The following is a 19189-nucleotide window of genomic DNA, read 5'->3' as shown; positions in this document are numbered from 1 at the left end:
CTTGAAATGAAGGTAGGTATGGAACTGAATACGCCGGAAGAGCTGATCGACGACCTGCGGCAGGGCAAAATGGTCATCCTGATGGATGACGAGGATCGGGAAAACGAAGGGGACCTGATCATGGTCGCCGAGCAGGTGCGGGCGGAGGACATCAACTTCATGTCCACCCATGCCCGTGGGCTGATCTGCCTGACCCTGACCCCCGAGCGCTGCCAGCAGTTGGGGTTGCCCCTGATGGTGTCCGACAACCAGGCCCGCTACTCGACCAACTTCACGGTCTCCATTGAGGCGGCCGAAGGGGTGACCACCGGTATTTCCGCGGCGGACCGGGCCCGCACCGTGCGCGTGGCGGTCGACCGGGACGCCAAGCCGCGGGATATCGTCCAGCCCGGGCATATATTCCCGATCATGTCCCAGCCCGGAGGGGTAATGAGCCGGGCGGGGCATACCGAGGCTGGCTGCGACCTGGCCCGTCTGGCGGGGTTTGAACCGGCGGCAGTGATCGTGGAAGTGATGAACGCCGACGGCTCCATGGCGCGGCGCTCCGATCTGGAAGCATTCGCCCAGACACACAACCTGAAAATCGGTACCATAGCGGACCTGATCCACTACCGGGCCGTGAAAGAAAAAACGGTTGAATGCATCAACCGCCGTCAGGTCGAAACCGAGTTTGGCCCCTTTGAGCTGCTGACTTACCGTGACCTGGCCCGCGGCGACCTGCACTTTGTCATGCTCAAAGGCCATGTGGACCCGGCTGAGCCGACGCTGGTACGGGTGCACGTCATGGATATGGCCCGGGATCTGATTGGCCTTAAGCGCCCGGGTGAGGGAGCCAGTCGCTCCTGGAGCTATCGGGAGGCGCTCAAGACCATTGCCGAGGAAGGGCAGGGTGTCATGGTCCTGATTTGCCATGATGAGAGCACCGGCAACGTCGAGGAGGGCATTGACTGGATGCTCTCCGGCAAGCAGCCGGTGCGCAGCCCGGACCAGGTCTACAAGCAGGTGGGCACCGGCTCGCAGATCCTGCGGGACCTGGGGGTGCGCAAAATGCGCCTGATGTCCGCGCCCATGCGCTTTACCGCGCTGTCGGGCTTTGACCTGGAAATTGTTGAACATCTGGAGCCGGGCGACCACTGAGGCAGCCCGCCTCCTCAATTATTGATCGCTACTAATTATAGAGACAAGAGACACCGCTATGAGTCAAATCAAGGTTGTAGAAGGCGATTTCGCCGCCAGCAAGGGCCGCTACGCACTGCTGGTCAGCCGCTGGAACAGTTTTGTGGTCGAGAGTCTGAAAGAAGGCGCCCTGGATACCCTGCGCCGCCACGGCATCAAAGACGATCAGGTGACCCTATACTACGCGCCGGGCGCGTTTGAGTTTCCGCTGGTTGCACAACGTATTGCCGCCAAAGGAGAGTTCGACGCGATCATTGCCCTGGGAGCGGTGATCCGCGGTGGCACCCCTCATTTCGACTATGTGGCGGGAGAGTGCACCAAAGGCCTGGCCCAGGTTTCCCTGAATGCCAACGTGCCGGTCACCTTCGGTGTGCTGACCGTGGATACCATTGAGCAGGCGATCGAGCGTTCCGGCACCAAGGCCGGTAACAAAGGGGTGGAGGCCGCTACGACCGCCCTGGAAATGGTTTCACTGCTGGGACGAGTCTGATCATGGCGGAAGCATCCAAAGCCCCCACCCCCGCTGCTCGCCGAAAGGCCCGGCACTATGCCATGCAGGGGCTGTATCAATGGCAGATGGCGGGCGCCAACCTGGGCGCCATCGAGGCGGAGTTTCGCACGGACAACGACATGACCCATGTGGACGTCGACTACTTCCACGAGTTGCTGCACGGGGTGCCCCAGTACCTGAGCGAGGTGGAGTCGGTGTTTGTGCCTCACCTGCAGGGCCGTAGCCTGGAAGAGCTGGACCCGGTCACACTGGCGTTGTTGCGCCTGGGCAGTTACGAGCTCAAATACCGCATTGACGTCCCCTACAAGGTGGTCATTAACGAAGCGGTGTCTCTTGCCAAAAAATTTGGCGCCGCCGAAAGCCACAAATTCATCAATGGGGTGCTGGACCACGCGGCCAACGACGCCCGTGCCATCGAAAAAAGCGCTCGATAGCGCTGCCGGGCCCGCTTGGCTCTCCCCCTTCGAAAAGGTCGCCAATCGAACAAAACACCATGGGTGAATTCGAACTGATCCGCCATTACTTCCGCCAACACAGCGTCGAGTCCACCCCGGAGTCGGTGCTGCTCGGCGTCGGGGACGATGCCGCTCTGTTGCAGCCACCGGCGGGCGAAGCGTTGGCAGTAACGGTGGATACCCTGGTGGCAGGCTCTCACTTCCCCGAGGACGCGCCCGCCGAGGAAATTGCCCAGAGAGCCCTGCGGGTCAACCTCAGTGACCTCGCTGCCATGGGCGCCAAGCCGCTGTGGTTCACCCTGGCTCTGACATTGCCCGAGGCCTCTGATGAGTGGCTGAGGGATTTCAGCCGGGGCCTGTTCGCCGCCGCCGAAGAATTTGGTTGTACGCTGGTGGGGGGGGACACCACCCGGGGGCCCCTGTCCATTACCATTCAGCTCATGGGGTCGGTTCCGGCGGGGCAGGCGCTGCGCCGCGATGGCGCCAGTGCCGGCGATTACGTGTTGGTGACCCACACTCTCGGGGATTCCGCCGCCGGTCTGGCGGTACTCCTGCACCGGCTGACCAAGGACCCGGGCGAAGACGCGAGCGCCTTCCTCTCCGGCCGCTACTGGCGGCCCACCCCGCGCCTGGAAGCCGCGAAGCAACTGACCGGCATCGCCAGCGCCGCCCTGGATATTTCCGACGGGCTGGTGGCGGACCTCGGCCACATCTGCGAAGCCAGCGACCTGGGTGCCGAGCTGTTTGTGGAGGATCTGCCACTGTCCCCCGCGCTACAGGCCGCGACCGATCACGCCCAGGCCCGTGAATGGGCGCTGTGCGGCGGCGATGATTACGAGCTGTGCTTTACCGTCCCCGAAAACCGTATGGACGAACTCGGTATGCTCATCGCCTCCGGCGCGCTTCAGGCGAGCGTTGTCGGCCGCATGCGAGCGGGAACTGGCGTAGACTGTCGGCTGCACGGCGAACCCTTTGCGACCCAACAAGGCTATACCCATTTCTGATGCGTAAACCCAAGCCCGAATACCCGACCCTGGGCGCCCTCTGGCGCAACCCGGACCACCTGTTCGCCTTTGGCTTCGGCAGTGGGCTCCTGCGCCCGGCTTCCGGCACCTTTGGCACTGTGGCGGCGGTGCCGATTTACTGGCTGATTCAGGACCTCCCGGTGCCCATTTACGGGTTGTGGCTGCTGGTGACCTTTGTCCTGGGTGTCTACTGGTGTGATCGCAGCTCCAAAGCCTTGGGCGTGCACGACCACGGCGGCATCGTCTGGGATGAGATGGTGGGCTACTGGCTCACCCTGTTTCTCGCCCCGGCGGGCTGGGAGTGGATGCTCCTCGGGTTTGTCCTGTTCCGGTTTTTCGACATCCTCAAACCCTGGCCCATCAGCTGGCTGGATCGGCGCGTTCACGGCGGTTTCGGCATCATGATCGATGACGTCCTGGCCGCGGTCTACGCCTGGTTGGGGCTTCAACTGGTGGTTTACTTTGTTTAACGGTTTGTTGGTTTAGAATGGCGAGCCACCCCGTTCGAGAGGATTGTGCGTGACCATACGCTTTGTAGAATCATCCAAGTTGCCGACGCCCTGGGGCATGTTCACCATGCACGGGTTCTCCGACGATCAGTCCGATAAAGAGCACTTGGTCCTGACCATGGGCGACATCAGTGGCGATGCGCCTCTGCTGGCGCGCATTCACTCGGAGTGTCTGACCGGGGATGCGCTGTTCAGCATGCGCTGTGACTGCGGACCCCAACTGCAGGCGGCCATGCACAAAATTGCATTGGAAGGACGGGGCGTAATTTTTTATCTGCGCCAGGAAGGGCGGGGCATCGGCCTGTTGAACAAAATCCGCGCCTATCACCTGCAGGACTGTGGGGCGGATACCGTGGAGGCCAACGAACGTCTCGGTTTTGGCGCCGACATGCGTGATTACAGCATCCTCAAGCCGATGCTGGAGCATCTGAATATTAAATCTCTGAAGTTGATGACCAACAACCCACGTAAGGTGAAAGCGCTACGGGATATGGGCATCACCGTGGCAGAGCGCATTTCCCACCAGACCGGGCGCAACCCACACAATGCCCGCTACCTGGAAACCAAACGGGGCAAGCTTGGGCATCTGTTTGAAGAGAGCGACGATAGTTGGATTTCCCAGGAGCCTCCGCCCTCGAAGGAGAATGACTCCGGCGTGTGAGGTGAAGATATTCCTGGGTGCTGAGGGGCGGTTCGGGGCAAAGCCTTCCAGGACCGTAAGCCGTGGGACTAGCGCTTTCGAGCGTACAGGGGCCGCTCTTTGGCTCCTGCCAACGCGGCATTAGTACATCCATGTACGTCATGTACTTGCAGCGTGTCCTGGAAGGCTTTGCCCCGAAGCGACCCGGACGTGATGAGATGACACGATTTCTACCAGTACCCAGATTGAAGGAAACACTATGACCATCAAGATTGCCATCAGTGGCGCTTCCGGCCGTATGGGGAAAGCCCTGATTGAAGCCGTCAGCGCCAATGACCAGACCGCTCTGACCGCCGCCATCGAACGCCCCGAGAGCACGCTGATCGGCGCGGATGCCGGTGAGCTGGCCGGTATCGGTAAGCTCGGCGTTGCCCTCAGTGGCGATGTCGAAGCGGTCATTGAGCAGTTCGACGTGCTGATCGACTTCAGCGCACCGGCAGCAACGCTGAAAAATGCCGCCCTGTGCGCCGAGCACGGCAAGGGCCTGGTGGTCGGAACTACCGGCTTTAGCGACCCGGAAAAGGCCGAGCTGGAAGGGCGAGGTAAAGCCACGCCGCTGTGCATCGCCGCCAACTACAGCACCGGCGTCAACCTCTGCCTGAAGTTGCTCGACACGGCCGCGCGGGTCATGGGTAATGATGTCGATGTGGAAATCTACGAAGCCCACCACCGGCACAAGGTGGATGCCCCCTCCGGTACTGCTCTGCGCATGGGTGAAGTGGTCGCGGACGCGCTGGGGCGCGATCTGAACAAAACCGCCGTCTACGGCCGAGAGGGCCAGACCGGTGCCCGAGACCGGGACACCATCGGCTTCGCCACCGTGCGCGGCGGTGACGTGGTGGGTGATCACACCGTGATGTTCATGGCCGATGGCGAGCGTGTGGAAATCACTCACAAAGCCTCCAGTCGACAATCCTTCGCCCGTGGCGCGGTGCGCGCCGCGCTCTGGTTGGCCGCGCAAAGGCCCGGCCTGTATGACATGCAGGACGTACTGGACCTGCACTGAATGCGTCTCCGGCGCGAGGTCCGACGATGAGTTGCACGCTGCGCATTCTGACGGTGAACACCCACAAGGGCTTCAGCTTGTTTAACCGTCGCTTTATCCTGCCGGAACTGCGTGAGGCGGTCCGGTCGGTGGGGGCGGATATTGTTTTCCTGCAGGAAGTGCTGGGAGAGCATGAGGGGTGGTCCCGCCGCCTCGGCCATCAATGGCCCTCGGCCTCCCAGTACGAATTTCTCGCCGACACCATCTGGCAGGACTTTGCCTACGGGCGTAACGCCGTCTACCCCAAAGGGCATCACGGCAATGCCTTGCTCAGTAAGTACCCGATCAGGCAATGGGATAATCACGATATTTCCCTCAACCGTTTCGAGCAGCGCGGAATGCTGCACTGCACCCTGGACCTGGTGACCGAGCCGGTACCGTTACACGCCATCTGTGTGCACCTGAATTTGCGGGAGCATCACCGCCAGCGGCAATTGCGTCGCCTGTGTGAGCTGGTCAACAGCATTCCGGAGAACGAACCGGTAGTGGTGGCGGGGGACTTCAATGACTGGCGTGGTCGTGCTCAGAAACTGTTGGCAGAGCACGCCGGCCTGCGGGAGGTCTTCACTCAGGAGCATGGCCGCCCGGCCCGCTCGTTCCCCGCCGGTTGGCCCCTGTTGCGGCTGGATCGAATCTACGTGCGCTCGGCCCGGGGCCATGCGCCCATCGTATTGCCCCGCAAGCCCTGGTCCGGATTATCCGATCATAAGCCCCTATTGGCCGAAATTGAGTTAGAGTGGGAGCAGGACCACTACAAAACCGTTCCCTAAACCCGAACGTCTAGAACCCAAAAGCCTGGAGGCCGAGATGTGGCTACGCGCCGGTTGCGAAATTCAGTTTGACGAGAGTGAGCCCGCGCCGTTTATCCTGATGTTGCGCCCGCGCAGTGGCACGCACCAGTGGGTGGCCAAAGAGACCTATACTTTTTCGCCGAGCATTCCGGCGATTGAATACACCGACCCTTACGACAACCTTTGCCAGCGGCTGATTTCCCCGCCGGGCAAGTTTGTCATCCGCACTTCGGCGGAAGTGCTGACGGAGGACTCCATCGAAGTGGCCCCCGGTGCGCCCTTCGTACCCGTGCAGGACTTGCCCAACGATGTGCTGACCTACCTGCTGCCCAGCCGCTACTGCGAGTCGGACCAATTTATTTTGATGGGGCGGGAAATCGTCGGCGACGCCAAGCCGGGCTATGATCAGGTGGCCCGCATTGAACAGTGGATTCGTAACCAGTTTTTGTATAACCCGGACGCCGCGCACTTCCAGCTTTCCGCGGCGGATTTCAACCAGATGAGCGAAGGCGTGTGCCGGGATTTTGCCCACCTGGGCATTGCCCTGTGCCGTGGGCTCTGCATTCCAGCGCGTATGGTGGTGGGCTACCTCTACAAGCTCGAACCGATGGATTTCCACGCCTGGTTCGAGGCCTACGTGGATGGCCGCTGGTACACTTTTGACCCGACTCAGTCAGAGCCCCGGGGCGGGCGAGTGCGCGTGGCCTACGGGCGCGACGCGGCGGATGTGGCCCTGTTCAACCAGTTTGGGCCGGCTCTGTACCCCACGCGCATGAAAGTTCATGTGGAAGAGCTGGAGCATCCTCCCGAATAGCGAACCCTGCGTGAGGCTGTCTTTTTTGGTGCAGGCCCCGCACTTTTTGGGGCAGTGCCAGGGGTGTTTCAAGGCCTGAACGGTCAGCTTTTTGTAAATATTGGCCTTCTGGTCAGGAAATAGGTGAAAAGGCACAGATGTTGCTGAGCTCCAGTCACCCTTGCTGACTGGAGCCCGCCCCATGCAAACTTTCATCGAAAACATGCCCAAGGCCGAATTGCACGTCCACCTGGAGGGCACCCTCGAGCCCGAACTCAGTTTTGAACTGGCCCAACGAAACGGTATCGACATCCCCTATCGTACGCCGGAGGAAATGATTCAGGCGTACGACTTTCACGACCTGCCGTCCTTTCTGAAAATCTACTACGCCGCCATGGCCGTGTTACAGAAAGAGCAAGACTTCTATCAGTTAACCTGGCAATACCTCAAAAAAGCGCAGTCGCAAAAAACCCTCTATGTGGAGTTGTTCTTCGACCCCCAGGCGCACACCAGCCGGGGCGTGTCCTTCGATACTGTCATCACCGGTATCCGTCGTGCTCAGGAGCAGGCCCGGGTGGAGCTGGGGGTGGAAAGCCAACTGATCATGTGCTTCCTGCGGGATATGGATGCCGACTCCGCGTGGGAGCATTTGCAGCTGGTCAAACCTTACCGCGACTGGATTGTGGGTGTCGGGCTGGATTCCGATGAGAAAGACAACCCGCCCATCAAGTTCGAGCGCGTCTTCCGGGAGGCCAGGGGCATGGGCCTCAAGCTGACCATGCACTGCGACGTCAACCAGAAGAACACGCTCGCCCATATCGGGCAATGTCTGGACGAGATCGGTGTGGACCGGATCGACCACGGCGTCAACTCATTGGAAGACGAGCGCCTGTGGCGATCCATCCGGGACAAAGGGCTGGGTTTGACCGTATGCCCGGTGTCCAACCGTTTTGTGGTCCAGTCGCTCACGTCCGGGGAAATACGCCAGATGCTGGCAAACGGTATGAAAGCCACCATCAACTCCGACGACCCCGCCTATTTCAGAGCCTACCTCAATGAAAATCTGTTGGAGCTGCAGGCCGAGGGTGATTTCACCCGGGATGAAATTGCTACCTTGGTCGCCAACGCTTTTGAAGTTTCCTGGTTGCCCGAAGAGCGCAAACGTCATTACCTGACACAGCTTAACCAGTACCTGACGGCGGTGGCCGCATGATGACTGTGGTCCGTCGGGTTCTATGGATCATCGCGCTGGCCTTGGCCAGCCCTCCAGGCTGGGCCGAGACTTATCGGGACGCCGTCGCGCTTCTCGGCTTCGAGGCGCTGGGTGAAACCTTTACAGAGCAGAAAGTTGAGGCCATTCTCTCGCCCAATATGCCCGAAGGGTTACCCGCAGAGGAGCGGCGCGCGCTGGCGGTATTGCGAGTGCTCGGCGCGCCCGAAACCGAGCCGGCACTCTCTCTCTATGTAACGCAAGCCGCCGAGCCGGACGGGGCTTTTCTGGGATACCTGGGAGAGGCTTCGATATACCAACGGTTGGCGGCGGTGTGGTCGTTAAGCGGTCACCGCCCCCGTTCGGATTTCTCCTACGATTTGCGAGCCCTGATTCAGCGGGGGGTGGCCAACGGCTACAACATCGTGACCACCCCTTGGCCCGCGTTTGACCCGGAGCGCCACCTGATTTACGGCCATAGTGATATCGCTCATGCGCAGCAATTGTTGGCATTGTTGGCCAGCGAAGGGTTACAGGCGCGGGTGGGCTTTTCGTTAAAAACTTCGGCGTTTCGACATCGCGAAGGCTGGGGCGAAGTGCCCGCCGGTGCGGTTGACTTGGGGGGCGGTCGGTTCCTGATCGAGGCGATGGAGTTTGATCTGCACTTCGAGCTCACTTCAGCGCACGATAAGGCCAGGTTTATGGCCATCATCAATCGCTATGCCAAAAAGGCCGAGGGACAAAGCCAGCCCTTGATCGCCGGGGCCTGGTGGCAGCCATTCTACCGAAGTCGAGTGGCGGCCCCAGCCTTTGGCGAAGTGGCCAGCGTTGCGCTGAGCGATGGTCGGGAAACCGCGAGAATCCTGGTCTTGCCGGCCCAGGCAGAGGCGCTTGTTCGAGACATCAATGCCTTGGGCCGACCCTGGGAAACCGAACGTTCGGCGGTCTGGGTCAACCCCGCGTTCTATCGTTACCTGCAGGGCGACTTCCAGTAGCCGGAGTCGTCGGTTTAACCCATCGGCGAGACGCCGATCAGGACCCGATGCAAGTAAAAGGCGAACAGCGCCCAGCCGACCAGCGCCACGACAAGAGTGATGCCGTCGCGCCCGATTGACCCGGGGCCACGATCCACCCCGGCGAGCCGGTCGCGCCGACGCATGATGGCGAAGGAGGCGATCGACCATACAAGAAAAGCGCCGAACAATAGAAGGTCCGCCAGGGTTCCATTCGCCAGCAAATGGGCAAACGCCCAGATCTTCACCCCAAGAACCATGGGATGGCCGACTTTGGCTTTGATCCGGCTGGCCGGTACATACGTAGCCGCAAGGAAGATAAAGGCCGGTAGGGTCAGCAGCGCTGCCAGGTGACGGGTCCACACCGGTGGGTGCCACAGCCAGATGGGCTCGCCGCGGGCTGCGCCGTAACCCCAGATGATCAATATAAAACCGATCAGCGAGACCACGGAGAAGGCGATTTTCCAGGTTGGCTCGCCCAGGCGGTTTACCATATGATCACGCCAGCCGTGAGCAAACAGTCCGATTGAGTGGACTCCGAGAAAAATTACCAGGCCGAGAAGCAGAATTTCCATACGGGTTTCCTTAAAGGGAAGCTTTGAAACGGTCACAATCGTAACAGGAGGATAGCGCAATGAGTGAGGAATACCAGCCGGCGTTCTGGGGGCTGTACTTGGTACTGATCACCCTCGTGGTCCAGATGTTGGCGGCAAGCGTTAGCAAGGGCAGTCAACCGGGGGCGGTGCCCGGTAAAATCGATGAGTCTCTCTCGCATGACTCTTTTGTGTTCCGGTCACATCGAACTTTCATGAATTCTCTGGAAAACCTGCCGCTGTTTCTGGGTACAGTGTTTCTGGCGTTGTTTGTCGGAACCGACCCCACCTGGGTGGGGGTGCTGGTGTGGGCGTTCGCCGTGTCCCGTCTCGCCCACATGCTGCTGTATTACGCCATTGCCACGGAACGCAACCCGAGCCCGCGCAGCTATTTTTATCTGCTGGGGCTGTTGGCGAATTTGATTTTGCTCGGGGCGATATTCGTGGTGTAGTGATGGAGGGAATAGCAGCCCGCGGCTTTCTTTGCCGCGGGCTTGGCTTGCGTCAGGCAAACATGGTGTAAATCAAATAGGTGGTGTAACCGGCATAGGCCAGCACGAGAAGGCTACCTTCGATGCGGTTGATGCGCCCCTGGCGGCCCCGAATACCGTAACCGAATACAAACAGTGAAAGCGTCAGTGCGCTCATGACAACCACGTCCCGGCTCAATACATCGGGATCGACCACCATCGGCTGAATGACACCGGCAATACCCACCACGGCCAATGTGTTGAACAGGTTGGAGCCGATGACGTTGCCCAGCGCCAGGTCGTGTTCGCCCTTGCGAACCGCCGCAATGGATGAGGCCAATTCCGGCAGTGAGGTGCCGATGGCAACAATGGTCAAGCCGATAATCACGTCGCTCACACCCAGCGCCGTGGCGATATCCACCGCCCCCCAGACCAGCAGGCGCGAACTGGCCACCAGCAGCACCAGCCCGATGGTCAGCCACATCAATGATTTGGGCAGTGGCATGGGATGCTCCTGAAGCTCCTTATCCACCTCACCGCCGAGCATGTCGCCTTTCCCACGCATGCCTTGCCAGATGCTCCAGCCCATGATCACGGCGAACACCACCAGTAGGCCAATGGCATCGAACCGGCTGATATCCAGGTTCCACACCACCCAGACGGACAGAGCCGTTACCAGCGCCAGTATCGGCAGCTCTTTGCGTAACACCTGAGAGTGCACCGCAATCGGGCTGAGGATGGCCGTCAGGCCGAGGATCAAGGCAATGTTGGTAATGTTGGAGCCATAGGCGTTGCCCAGGGCGAGGCCAGGGCTGCCTTGGGAGGCCGCCAAAGCGGAGACCACCATTTCCGGGGCGGAGGTCCCAAAGCCGATGATCACCATACCGATCAACAGTGGGGGCATGCCCAGGTGACTGGCCGTGGAAACGGCCCCGTCCACAAAGCGGTCGGCGCTCCAGACCAGGATGATCAAGCCGACAATAACGGCGCCTAAGGCAAGCAACATTGGGAAAACCTCATCAGAAAACAGAGCGCCGCATGATCCAGCGTCGTTGTGACGCTGTCAAGCGCCCACGACCGGCGTGAAAAGGCACAAAGGAAGGCCGTCAGCCAAGAAGAGTTCCCCCAGGCTGACGGTCAAAGGGGCAGGGTAGAGGTTATCCGCGGGCCCAGTGCCGGAGCTCGGCGCATTGCCGAAGAAAGGCCTGAACCGAAGCCTCATCCTTCAGTGACAGACATCCCTGGTCCTTCGCGTAGGCGATGCCAACGCTGTCCAGAAGTGTTTGCCCTTGGGCGTTGAAACCGATGAATTTTTTGTGATGGAAGGCATCCCGCACAAAATTCTGCGCTGGTGGCAGAGCACCCAGTACCTTGGCGCCCTCTTTACCCGGCACCACCACGACCGCATCAAACAAGACCGAGGGGCCGCCGTCCACCTTGTGGGTGACTGCTACGGCCCGTCCCCTGTCATCCCTGATCTCGCCACTGTGGGGCGCGACGGTTTCTCCGACGGCGCCCTCCTTTTTCAGGGCTCTTTCAATCGTGGAGAGCAACTCGCCGTCGGCGCCGTCACTAAGAAGAATGCCGAGCTTTCGTCCCTGAAAGCGTTTGGGCCCGTTTTTCAGGATGCTGAGTGCGTCCGAGGCCGGGAGATCATCGCGAGGGGGCACCGCTGGTTCAGCCGCGTTTGGCAGCGGGTCGATCCCTAGCCCCTTGGCGACGGCGCGGGCCAGTGCTGTGTCCACATTGAGCAAGTGCGCCACCATCCGTTCGCGGATGGCCACTTTTTCCACCTTGCTGAGCTCAAAGACAAAGGCGTCGGCAATGTGGGTCTGCTCCTCCTCGGTTTGGCTGATATAAAACTGGCGTGCCTGGCTGTAGTGGTCGGCAAAGGTCTCAGAGCGAATGCGCTGCTTGTCGCCACTGACATTCGCAGGGTAGCTGGTGAAGCCTTTCTCCGGATTCTCCCGCGGACCGCCTGTCTCTTTGCCCCAACTGTTGGGCTCGTAGTTGGCCCGACCGGTTGGGTTTTTCATGGCCATGTGCCCGTCCTGCTGAAAGTGGTGCATCGGGCACTTGGGGGCGTTGATGGGGATGTGGGTGAAGTTGGGGCCGCCAAGGCGTTTAAGCTGGGTGTCCAGGTAGGAAAAGTTTCGGCCCTGGAGCAGAGGGTCGTCGGTAAAGTCGATGCCGGGAACGATGTTCTGGGTACAGAACGCGACCTGTTCGGTTTCCGCGAAGAAGTTGTCGACCACGCGGTCCAACACCAGACGCCCGACGGGGCGAACGGGTACCTGCTCTTCAGGAATGATTTTGGTAGGGTCGAGAACGTCGAACTCGAATTTTTCCGCGAACGCCTCGTCGAACACCTGAAGGCCCAGCTCCCATTCCGGGTAGTGGCCATTGCAGATCGCATCCCAGAGGTCCCGCCGGTGGAAATCCGGGTCGGCGCCGTTCAGCTTGACGGCCTCATCCCAAACAACGGACTGGAGCCCCCCTTTGGGCTTCCAGTGGAATTTCACGAACGTGGATTTTCCTTTGGCGTCCACCATCCGAAAGGTATGTACGCCGAATCCTTCCATAAATCGAAACGAGCGGGGAATGGCGCGGTCCGACATGGTCCACATCAGCATGTGAACACTTTCTGGCGTCAAAGTCACAAAATCCCAGAAATTATCGTGGGCCGTTTGTGCTTGCGGGAAACCGCGATCGGGTTCCTGTTTGGCGGCGTGGACCAGGTCGGGGAATTTGATGGCGTCCTGTATAAAAAAGACCGGAATATTGTTGCCCACAATGTCCCAGTTGCCCTCTTGTGTGTAGAGCTTGACCGCGAAACCTCGAACATCGCGGGCCAGGTCGCCGGAACCCTTGTTGCCCGCCACCGTGGAAAATCGAACGAAGGCTGGGGTTTTCTCACCTTTGCGCTGAAACAGGTCGGCGCAGGTCAGGTCCGCCAGCGAGTCGTAGGTTTCAAAATAACCGTGCGCGCCGAACCCACGGGCGTGAACCACCCGCTCCGGTATGCGTTCGTGGTCGAAGTGAAACAGTTTTTCACGCAGGATTTGGTCTTCCAATAGCGTGGGGCCACGCTGGCCTGCGCTCAGGGAGCTTTGATCGTCAGCAATGGGCGCGCCCTGCTGAGTAGTCATGGTATTGGCATCAGTTTCGGCTTGTTGATGTAGCTCGCCGCCCTTGCCTTGCTTGCTGGGGTAATCGTCGCTCATGGTAAATTCTCCAATGTGTGGCACGTATGTGTGCATTCTCAGGAGTTGACCGGTAGCCCGGACCGCTGAGGAACGTGGTTGCTTTCTCTGTGTCCAAAGCCATAACTCGGATGCGGGTTATGGCCAGACCATTAACATCGTGACCTGACAGTTCTCGCGTGGTTCACAGCGAGGAAAACAATGGTGTTGAGTGCGCGCTTTTTTTCTTGGCTCGCTCAGTTTAGGAGGAAAATCCATGCCTTACCAAAACAATTCAGAATTGCCGGATGGAGTGAAAAATAACGTGCCATCTCACGGGCAGACCATTTATCGAAAGGCGTTTAATTCCGCCTGGGATGAATATAAAGACAGCGAAGACCGGCGAGGGAACGCAAGCCGGGAAGAGGTCGCGCACCGCGTTGCCTGGGCCGCCGTCAAAGAGGAGTATCACAAAGAGGGAGACCAGTGGGTCCGAGATAAATCGTGAAATGTGACAGTCGTCCGTTTGTGTTTCAAGAGCGTGACGCTTAAAGTGAGGAGCTTTATCGCTGGCGGAAAAACAGGAGATGAGGATGGATCAGTTTCTCTCATTGTGGCATGAAGCGGCCCGCACCTCCGTGGGCTTCTTTTGGATGGCGCTGTGGGCGTTTGCACTCGGCTACTTGATCAGCAGTCTGATCCAAGTGCTCGTCACCCAGGAGCGAATGCAGCGACTGATGGGCAAAGATGGACCGCGTAGCGTCGGGCTCGGCACCTTCTTTGGGTTTCTCTCCAGCTCCTGCAGCTTTGCGGCGCTTTCCACCACTCGGGCGCTGTTCAACAAAGGCGCCGGCTTGGCGCCCTCTCTCGCGTTTATGTTGGCCTCCACCAACCTGGTGATTGAGCTCGGCATGGTCATTGCGATTTTTCTGGGCTGGCAGTTTGTGGTGGGCGAGTACGTCGGCGGCATATTGTTGATTCTGGTGGTCTGGCTGTTGGTCCGTATAACGCGCCCACGCCGCCTCGAAGCGCAGGCCCGGAAAAAGATGGATGACGGTGACCATGACGAGCACGGGGAGCATAAAAGCTGGAAGGAAAAAGCCACGAGTCTCGCCGGTTGGCAACAGATCGGGCAGACCTACGTCATGGAGTGGCAGATGGTCTGGAAAGACGTTCTGATTGGGTTCACCGTCGCCGGCATCATCTCCGCCATGGTGCCGGAGAGTTTCTTTCAGGCGCTGTTTGTCGGTTCCGGCGCAGAGAATTCCGCCAACCCCGGTTTTGGGGCCGTGCTGGCGCAAACCCTGGTAGGGCCGTTGGCAGCCTTCTTTACCTTTATCGGCTCCATGGGCAACATCCCCCTCGCTGCCGTGCTGTTCGCCCAGGGTGTGACCTTTGCGGGCGTCATGGCGTTTATCTTTTCTGACTTGGTGGTTCTTCCGGTGCTGCGCATCAACGCCGCCTATTACGGCTGGAAAATGGCGCTGTATATCCTCGCCCTGATGCTGACGGGCATCGTCGTCGTTGCCCTGGTAATGCACTACGGCCTGGCGGCGCTGGACTTATTGCCGGACTCCTCCGCCGCAAAGAGCCCGGGTGAGCGCGAGTTTTTCCAGGTGAATTATCAACTGGTTCTGAACCTGGTATTCGCGGCGGTCACAGGGGTGTTGCTGTGGCTGTGGCGACGCGCCCAAAAAGCGCATTCCCACGGCGGCCATGAGCACCACCATCATCACGGTGGCAGCTCGCTCACGGACCGGGTGTTGCAGGTTCTGGCGAGTATTGCTGCTTTGTGGCTGGCTGGGGGCTGGCTGGCCGGTACCGTGGCGTAAACGCGAACGGTCAGGTATACACACTCCACTGGACCAGTCGGGTGACCAGTGGGCGTACCCCGAGAATACAGACGAAAGCGCAAGGCATGGCCACTCGGTAGGCGTCCCACACCTGGTTCAGGTAGTGGTGAGTGATACCGCTGTTTAATGCGGTAATGAGCAGTGTCATCAAGAAGGCCATTATGGCGGCCATGTAAAGGGCGAACACGACTGAAGTGAGCCGTGGATGCAGCTTTCCCGCTTTGAGCAAATAACGTGTCATAAGAATTCTCCCGTGTGGATTGACCGGCACTTTACGGGGGGCTCTGACCAAACAGAAGACGAGGTCACTTGATTGGAGTGTTAAGCTAAGCTTACGAATCGTATTTGATGAAAGGTTTAGCTTATGGCTCCGTTGCGTGGCATCGAAAGTTTTGTCAAAGCCGTCGAGGCGGGCAGTATCGCGGCGGGCGCTCGCATTCTGGGTATCAGTGCCGCCGCCGCCAGCCAGAACATTGCCCGCCTTGAGACCCATCTCGGGGTGCGCCTGCTGACGCGCACCACCCGGAGCTTGGCGTTAACCGAAGGCGGCTCGGCGTATTACTCGCGGGTCCGCGAACTGGTTCAGGAGCTCGAGCTGGCCAGCCAGGCGGTTGATGCGCTGCACGCAGAGCCGCGCGGGCGCCTGCGCGTGGCGGCGACTGGCGCTTTCGCGCGCCACGTATTGGCGCCGATGATTCCCGGGTTCAGCCGTCGCTATCCCGATGTTCTGGTGGAGCTGATGGTGACGGACCGCAACGTCAATCATATCGCCGAGTCCGTGGATGCCAGTATCCGAATCCGTCCGGCGCTGGAGGAAGGGTTGATCGCGCGGCCGGTGGCCAAGGTCCCTTCAATTTTTTGCGCGTCCCCCGAGTACCTGGCTAAAGCCGGTCGGCCCGAAGCTCCGGAGCAGCTGAGCGAGCACGATTGCCTGGTGTTCCGTTTTCCGGTGGACGGTCGCATCCTGCGCTGGGGGTTTGTTCGCAATGGCCTGCGCTTTGACGCCCCGGTGCGAGCGACCCTGATCAGCGATGATATCGACACCTTGGCGCAAATGGCGGTGGCTGGTGGTGGCATAACCCGATTGGGCGCCTTCATCGCCGAACCGCTGATCGAGCGGGGCCAGTTGGTGGAGCTGTTTACCCCGACTTCTGAGGCCGACGTGCAGGCTGAAATCGAGCCTTTGGAGTTCTACCTCTGTGTGCGTCACAGAAGAGAACTGACGCCCAAAGTCCGGGCGTTCAGTGACTATCTCGTTGAACAGCTACCAGAGCGGTGGAGGGTTTGAGAGCTTCTGGTTGGTTTTGCGTTTTATGTCGCAGCCTCAAGCGTGACCCTCAATCACGATCCGGTCCCGCCCTTCTTTCTTGGCCTGATACAGCGCTCGATCGGCGCGCTCCAGCACGCTTTGGGGAGAGTCGGACGGGCGCAGGAGCGTAACGCCGAAAGAGGCTGTCACGTCGCCGGAAGGGCTTTTTAGCGATCGACGAACCGCTTGCTGCAGGTGGTCCACGGCGGCGGTCAGCGTCTGTTCGGTGACGCCGGAGAGCAACAGAACAAACTCTTCGCCGCCGAAACGGAATACCTGGTCCGAACGGCGCGTATTCGACGTCAGTAGGCTGGAGAACTCCACCAGAATACGGTCGCCCACACTGTGTCCGTGCTGGTCGTTAACAGCTTTGAAATGATCAAGGTCTACCAACGCCAGGGCGTAATCCCCGGTCTGGCGGTCGCGATCCCCCAACGCCTGCTCCAGGGCCGCATCCATTGCGCGGCGATTCTTTGTGTCGGTCAGTGGGTCGATGAGCGCCAGTTGCTGCAGGGTGACGCGTTGGTCCTCGTTGCGACGGGCAAAGACGTAGGCGCAAATGCTCACGACCGCCACTGTGGTGACGAAGGACCATTGCTGCGTCGAAGAGTTGAACGCTGAGCCCTCGATAACCAGGAAAACCAGTGCCGTCAGTGCCAGCGTCGTGGCAATCCAGGGGCGGGTCATGAAGTAGGAGCAGATCAGTGCCGGGTAGAGCCAGAACAGACCCGCCTCACCGACCAGGGTGGCGACGGCGATGCCCCCCATGGTGCACGGGACGGCGGCCAGGAAGAAGCCGACGTGGTCGTTTTGGCCGGTGCGCCAGGCGTAGGCCACCGCAAAAATGATGCTAAGTAGGATGGTGGTATCAATAACGCCGATCAGCGTATCACCGACCAAGAACCGCCAGATGGCGAACGGTGTGATGCCAAGAATGGCAAAAATACCCAATAAGGAGATGACGGATAGTTGAAAATCGTTCCGCAACCGGTAAAGCATGGAGGCTCGCTGAGTCGTGTGGGCGGTACGGGGTTTGCTCTTGCTCTTATTGTAGCCGCGAATCGTGGCAGATGCCGCGCTGGGCGGCAAACCGGCGGACAGGTTGGGCGGGATTTTTTATTGGACAGCAGGGGCCTCCTCGCGTAAAATTGCCGGCGAAATTACACTTGGCCTAAACGCCGGTCAGCAGGAATGTATTAAGCGAGATGGGCTTAGAAACCCTCACCAAGGGGTGTTCGATGTCATCTCGCTTTTTTGCACCCGCGGCCGGGCTTTCACTCGCGCGCAGTCCGTCTAGCACACCGCTGATTTCGCACCCCTCGGGTTGTGCGGCTGCCTCGCTGAGCCTGTCGAAAGGCGTGAAATGCCCGGCACCATGGCCGCTGTTACCATGCTTGAGGAGGTTGACTTGACTACTGGGGCTCCCACACCCGCTGTACTTGTACTAGAAGACGGCAGTATTTTCCGCGGCACCGCCATTGGTGCTGAAGGCCTGTCGGTGGGCGAGGTGGTGTTCAATACCTCCATGACCGGCTACCAGGAAATCGTGACCGATCCCTCCTACGCGCGTCAGATCGTGACCCTGACCTATCCCCACATCGGCAATACCGGTACCACCTCCGAGGACTCGGAGTGTGAAAAGAGCTGGGCCGCCGGCCTGGTGATTCGGGACCTGCCGCTGCTGGCGAGCAACTTTCGCAGTGAACAGACGCTGCCGGAATGGCTGAAGTCGCAGAACATCATCGGGATTGCCGATATCGACACCCGCCATCTGACCCGTATCCTGCGGGATAAGGGCGCCCAGAATGGCTGCATCATGGCCGGGGACATCGATGAAGACCGGGCGCTGGCGCAGGCCAAGGGCTTTGCGGGCCTCAAGGGGATGGATCTGGCGAAAGAGGTCAGCGTCAAAGAGTCCTATCAGTGGACCGAGGGTACCTGGAAGCTGGGCGAAGGCCATGTCACGCCGAGCGGCGAGCGCCCCTACAAGGTTGTGGCCTACGATTACGGCGTGAAGCGCAATATTCTGCGTATGCTCGTCGATCGCGGTTGCGATATTACCGTGGTCCCGGCCCAGACCTCCGCCCGGGACGTACTGGCGATGAAGCCGGACGGCGTATTCCTGGCCAATGGCCCCGGCGACCCGGAGCCCTGCACCTACGCCATTGAGGCGATCAAAGAGATCGTGGACACCAACCTCCCGGTGTTCGGCATTTGCCTGGGGCACCAGTTGCTGGCCCTGGCCTCCGGCGCCAAAACCCTGAAGATGAAGTTCGGTCACCACGGCGCCAACCACCCGGTTCAGGATCTGGAGACCGGGCGGGTGATGATCACCGCCCAGAACCACGGTTTTGCCGCCGACGAGGCTACCTTGCCGGATAACCTGAAGGCGACCCATCGCTCACTCTTTGACGGTTCTCTGCAGGGCATCCACCGCACCGACAGACCTGCCTTCAGCTTCCAGGGCCACCCGGAAGCGAGCCCTGGCCCACACGACGCCGACGGCCTGTTTGACCACTTTATTGATTTGATGAAAGACGCGAAACGGTGAACG

21 protein-coding genes are annotated in these 19189 nt (G+C 59.9%); 16 read left to right on the top strand and 5 right to left on the bottom strand.

Annotation, left to right across the window (positions count from 1 at the left end; genetic code table 11):
• Positions 1-18: 18 nt before the first annotated feature.
• From ribBA to G547_RS22710, 11 genes are all read left to right on the top strand, one after another.
• Entirely contained in the window at positions 19-1137 is a 1119-nt protein-coding gene (gene ribBA / locus G547_RS0111560) for a bifunctional 3,4-dihydroxy-2-butanone-4-phosphate synthase/GTP cyclohydrolase II (RefSeq protein WP_027329995.1), read from the top strand.
• Positions 1138-1195: 58 nt separating this feature from the next.
• On the top strand, positions 1196-1666 hold the full coding sequence (ribH, locus tag G547_RS0111555) for a 6,7-dimethyl-8-ribityllumazine synthase (RefSeq protein WP_027329994.1): 471 nt from the start codon (positions 1196-1198) through the stop codon (positions 1664-1666).
• Between the two features lie 2 nt (positions 1667-1668).
• A complete protein-coding gene (gene nusB, locus G547_RS0111550) occupies positions 1669-2121 on the top strand; it encodes a transcription antitermination factor NusB (protein WP_027329993.1) in 453 nt (150 codons plus the stop codon).
• A gap of 59 nt (positions 2122-2180) precedes the next feature.
• Complete coding sequence (gene thiL / locus G547_RS0111545) at positions 2181-3146, top strand: thiamine-phosphate kinase (protein WP_027329992.1); 966 nt, start codon at positions 2181-2183, stop codon at positions 3144-3146.
• Positions 3146-3637: a phosphatidylglycerophosphatase A family protein gene (locus G547_RS0111540; RefSeq protein ID WP_051235313.1), complete on the top strand. Its 492-nt coding sequence runs from the start codon at positions 3146-3148 to the stop codon at positions 3635-3637. The genes thiL and G547_RS0111540 overlap by 1 nt, the downstream gene beginning before the upstream one ends.
• 49 nt (positions 3638-3686) lie before the next feature.
• A complete protein-coding gene (ribA, locus tag G547_RS21160) occupies positions 3687-4337 on the top strand; it encodes a GTP cyclohydrolase II (RefSeq protein WP_051235311.1) in 651 nt (216 codons plus the stop codon).
• Between the two features lie 238 nt (positions 4338-4575).
• Entirely contained in the window at positions 4576-5382 is an 807-nt protein-coding gene (dapB, locus tag G547_RS0111530) for a 4-hydroxy-tetrahydrodipicolinate reductase (RefSeq protein WP_027329990.1), read from the top strand.
• A 26-nt stretch (positions 5383-5408) separates the two neighbouring features.
• The gene (locus G547_RS0111525) at positions 5409-6191 is read left to right on the top strand and encodes an endonuclease/exonuclease/phosphatase family protein (protein WP_027329989.1); all 783 of its coding nucleotides are present in this window, start codon (positions 5409-5411) and stop codon (positions 6189-6191) included.
• A gap of 37 nt (positions 6192-6228) precedes the next feature.
• Positions 6229-7026 (top strand): transglutaminase-like domain-containing protein, encoded by a 798-nt coding sequence (locus G547_RS0111520; RefSeq protein WP_027329988.1) that lies wholly within the window; start codon positions 6229-6231, stop codon positions 7024-7026.
• 181 nt (positions 7027-7207) lie between these two features.
• A complete protein-coding gene (add, locus tag G547_RS0111515) occupies positions 7208-8218 on the top strand; it encodes an adenosine deaminase (RefSeq protein ID WP_027329987.1) in 1011 nt (336 codons plus the stop codon).
• Positions 8215-9210: a hypothetical protein gene (locus tag G547_RS22710; RefSeq protein WP_027329986.1), complete on the top strand. Its 996-nt coding sequence runs from the start codon at positions 8215-8217 to the stop codon at positions 9208-9210. Before add ends, G547_RS22710 begins: the two co-directional genes overlap by 4 nt.
• Positions 9211-9224: 14 nt before the next feature.
• On the opposite strand, the gene G547_RS0111505 is transcribed toward G547_RS22710, so the two are convergent.
• Positions 9225-9803 (bottom strand): NnrU family protein, encoded by a 579-nt coding sequence (locus G547_RS0111505; RefSeq protein ID WP_027329985.1) that lies wholly within the window; start codon positions 9801-9803, stop codon positions 9225-9227.
• A gap of 59 nt (positions 9804-9862) precedes the next feature.
• On the opposite strand from G547_RS0111505, the gene G547_RS0111500 reads away from it, so the two are divergent.
• A complete protein-coding gene (locus G547_RS0111500; RefSeq protein ID WP_027329984.1) occupies positions 9863-10273 on the top strand; it encodes an MAPEG family protein in 411 nt (136 codons plus the stop codon).
• Positions 10274-10325: 52 nt separating this feature from the next.
• On the opposite strand, the gene G547_RS0111495 is transcribed toward G547_RS0111500, so the two are convergent.
• Both G547_RS0111495 and G547_RS0111490 read right to left on the bottom strand, forming a co-directional pair.
• The gene (locus G547_RS0111495) at positions 10326-11297 is read right to left on the bottom strand and encodes a calcium/sodium antiporter (protein ID WP_027329983.1); all 972 of its coding nucleotides are present in this window, start codon (positions 11295-11297) and stop codon (positions 10326-10328) included.
• A gap of 151 nt (positions 11298-11448) precedes the next feature.
• The gene (locus tag G547_RS0111490) at positions 11449-13515 is read right to left on the bottom strand and encodes a catalase (protein WP_027329982.1); all 2067 of its coding nucleotides are present in this window, start codon (positions 13513-13515) and stop codon (positions 11449-11451) included.
• A 235-nt stretch (positions 13516-13750) separates the two neighbouring features.
• Between G547_RS0111490 and G547_RS0111485 the strand changes: the two genes are divergently transcribed.
• Entirely contained in the window at positions 13751-13981 is a 231-nt protein-coding gene (locus G547_RS0111485; protein ID WP_027329981.1) for a ChaB family protein, read from the top strand.
• A gap of 85 nt (positions 13982-14066) precedes the next feature.
• Positions 14067-15305 carry a permease gene (locus G547_RS0111480; RefSeq protein WP_027329980.1) on the top strand — a complete coding sequence of 413 codons (1239 nt, stop codon included), beginning with the start codon at positions 14067-14069 and terminating at the stop codon, positions 15303-15305.
• 10 nt (positions 15306-15315) lie between these two features.
• Here the strand turns inward: G547_RS0111480 and G547_RS0111475 are convergent, their stop codons facing one another.
• Positions 15316-15567: a DUF2798 domain-containing protein gene (locus tag G547_RS0111475; RefSeq protein ID WP_036188261.1), complete on the bottom strand. Its 252-nt coding sequence runs from the start codon at positions 15565-15567 to the stop codon at positions 15316-15318.
• A 123-nt stretch (positions 15568-15690) separates the two neighbouring features.
• Here G547_RS0111475 and G547_RS0111470 point away from each other — a divergent pair, with 123 nt between their 5' ends.
• Positions 15691-16614, top strand: a complete 924-nt coding sequence (locus G547_RS0111470; RefSeq protein WP_027329978.1) for a LysR family transcriptional regulator — start codon at positions 15691-15693, stop codon at positions 16612-16614.
• Between the two features lie 36 nt (positions 16615-16650).
• Here G547_RS0111470 and G547_RS0111465 read toward each other — a convergent pair whose 3' ends face one another.
• Positions 16651-17634, bottom strand: a complete 984-nt coding sequence (locus G547_RS0111465; RefSeq protein ID WP_027329977.1) for a GGDEF domain-containing protein — start codon at positions 17632-17634, stop codon at positions 16651-16653.
• Positions 17635-18010: 376 nt separating this feature from the next.
• Here G547_RS0111465 and carA point away from each other — a divergent pair, with 376 nt between their 5' ends.
• Entirely contained in the window at positions 18011-19186 is a 1176-nt protein-coding gene (gene carA / locus G547_RS0111460) for a glutamine-hydrolyzing carbamoyl-phosphate synthase small subunit (protein ID WP_211224551.1), read from the top strand.
• Positions 19187-19189 lie beyond the last annotated feature (3 nt).

The organism is Marinimicrobium agarilyticum DSM 16975, assembly GCF_000423345.1.
GTDB lineage: Bacteria > Pseudomonadota > Gammaproteobacteria > Pseudomonadales > Cellvibrionaceae > Marinimicrobium > Marinimicrobium agarilyticum.
This window is presented reverse-complemented; position numbering and strand designations above follow the sequence as displayed.

Bases quoted from the DNA above. Each gene is read 5' to 3' on its own strand.
- G547_RS0111490 (WP_027329982.1), bottom strand. From the start codon at position 13,515: ATGAGCGACGATTACCCCAGCAAGCAAGGCAAGGGCGGCGAGCTACAT.
- thiL (WP_027329992.1), top strand. From the start codon at position 2,181: ATGGGTGAATTCGAACTGATCCGCCATTACTTCCGCCAACACAGCGTC.
- G547_RS0111540 (WP_051235313.1), top strand. From the start codon at position 3,146: ATGCGTAAACCCAAGCCCGAATACCCGACCCTGGGCGCCCTCTGGCGC.
- G547_RS22710 (WP_027329986.1), top strand. From the start codon at position 8,215: ATGATGACTGTGGTCCGTCGGGTTCTATGGATCATCGCGCTGGCCTTG.
- carA (WP_211224551.1), top strand. From the start codon at position 18,011: ATGGCCGCTGTTACCATGCTTGAGGAGGTTGACTTGACTACTGGGGCT.
- G547_RS0111485 (WP_027329981.1), top strand. From the start codon at position 13,751: ATGCCTTACCAAAACAATTCAGAATTGCCGGATGGAGTGAAAAATAAC.
- G547_RS0111505 (WP_027329985.1), bottom strand. From the start codon at position 9,803: ATGGAAATTCTGCTTCTCGGCCTGGTAATTTTTCTCGGAGTCCACTCA.
- dapB (WP_027329990.1), top strand. From the start codon at position 4,576: ATGACCATCAAGATTGCCATCAGTGGCGCTTCCGGCCGTATGGGGAAA.
- G547_RS0111520 (WP_027329988.1), top strand. From the start codon at position 6,229: ATGTGGCTACGCGCCGGTTGCGAAATTCAGTTTGACGAGAGTGAGCCC.
- ribBA (WP_027329995.1), top strand. From the start codon at position 19: ATGGAACTGAATACGCCGGAAGAGCTGATCGACGACCTGCGGCAGGGC.
- G547_RS0111500 (WP_027329984.1), top strand. From the start codon at position 9,863: ATGAGTGAGGAATACCAGCCGGCGTTCTGGGGGCTGTACTTGGTACTG.
- ribH (WP_027329994.1), top strand. From the start codon at position 1,196: ATGAGTCAAATCAAGGTTGTAGAAGGCGATTTCGCCGCCAGCAAGGGC.
- nusB (WP_027329993.1), top strand. From the start codon at position 1,669: ATGGCGGAAGCATCCAAAGCCCCCACCCCCGCTGCTCGCCGAAAGGCC.
- G547_RS0111495 (WP_027329983.1), bottom strand. From the start codon at position 11,297: ATGTTGCTTGCCTTAGGCGCCGTTATTGTCGGCTTGATCATCCTGGTC.
- G547_RS0111465 (WP_027329977.1), bottom strand. From the start codon at position 17,634: ATGCTTTACCGGTTGCGGAACGATTTTCAACTATCCGTCATCTCCTTA.
- G547_RS0111470 (WP_027329978.1), top strand. From the start codon at position 15,691: ATGGCTCCGTTGCGTGGCATCGAAAGTTTTGTCAAAGCCGTCGAGGCG.
- G547_RS0111525 (WP_027329989.1), top strand. From the start codon at position 5,409: ATGAGTTGCACGCTGCGCATTCTGACGGTGAACACCCACAAGGGCTTC.
- G547_RS0111480 (WP_027329980.1), top strand. From the start codon at position 14,067: ATGGATCAGTTTCTCTCATTGTGGCATGAAGCGGCCCGCACCTCCGTG.
- G547_RS0111475 (WP_036188261.1), bottom strand. From the start codon at position 15,567: ATGACACGTTATTTGCTCAAAGCGGGAAAGCTGCATCCACGGCTCACT.
- add (WP_027329987.1), top strand. From the start codon at position 7,208: ATGCAAACTTTCATCGAAAACATGCCCAAGGCCGAATTGCACGTCCAC.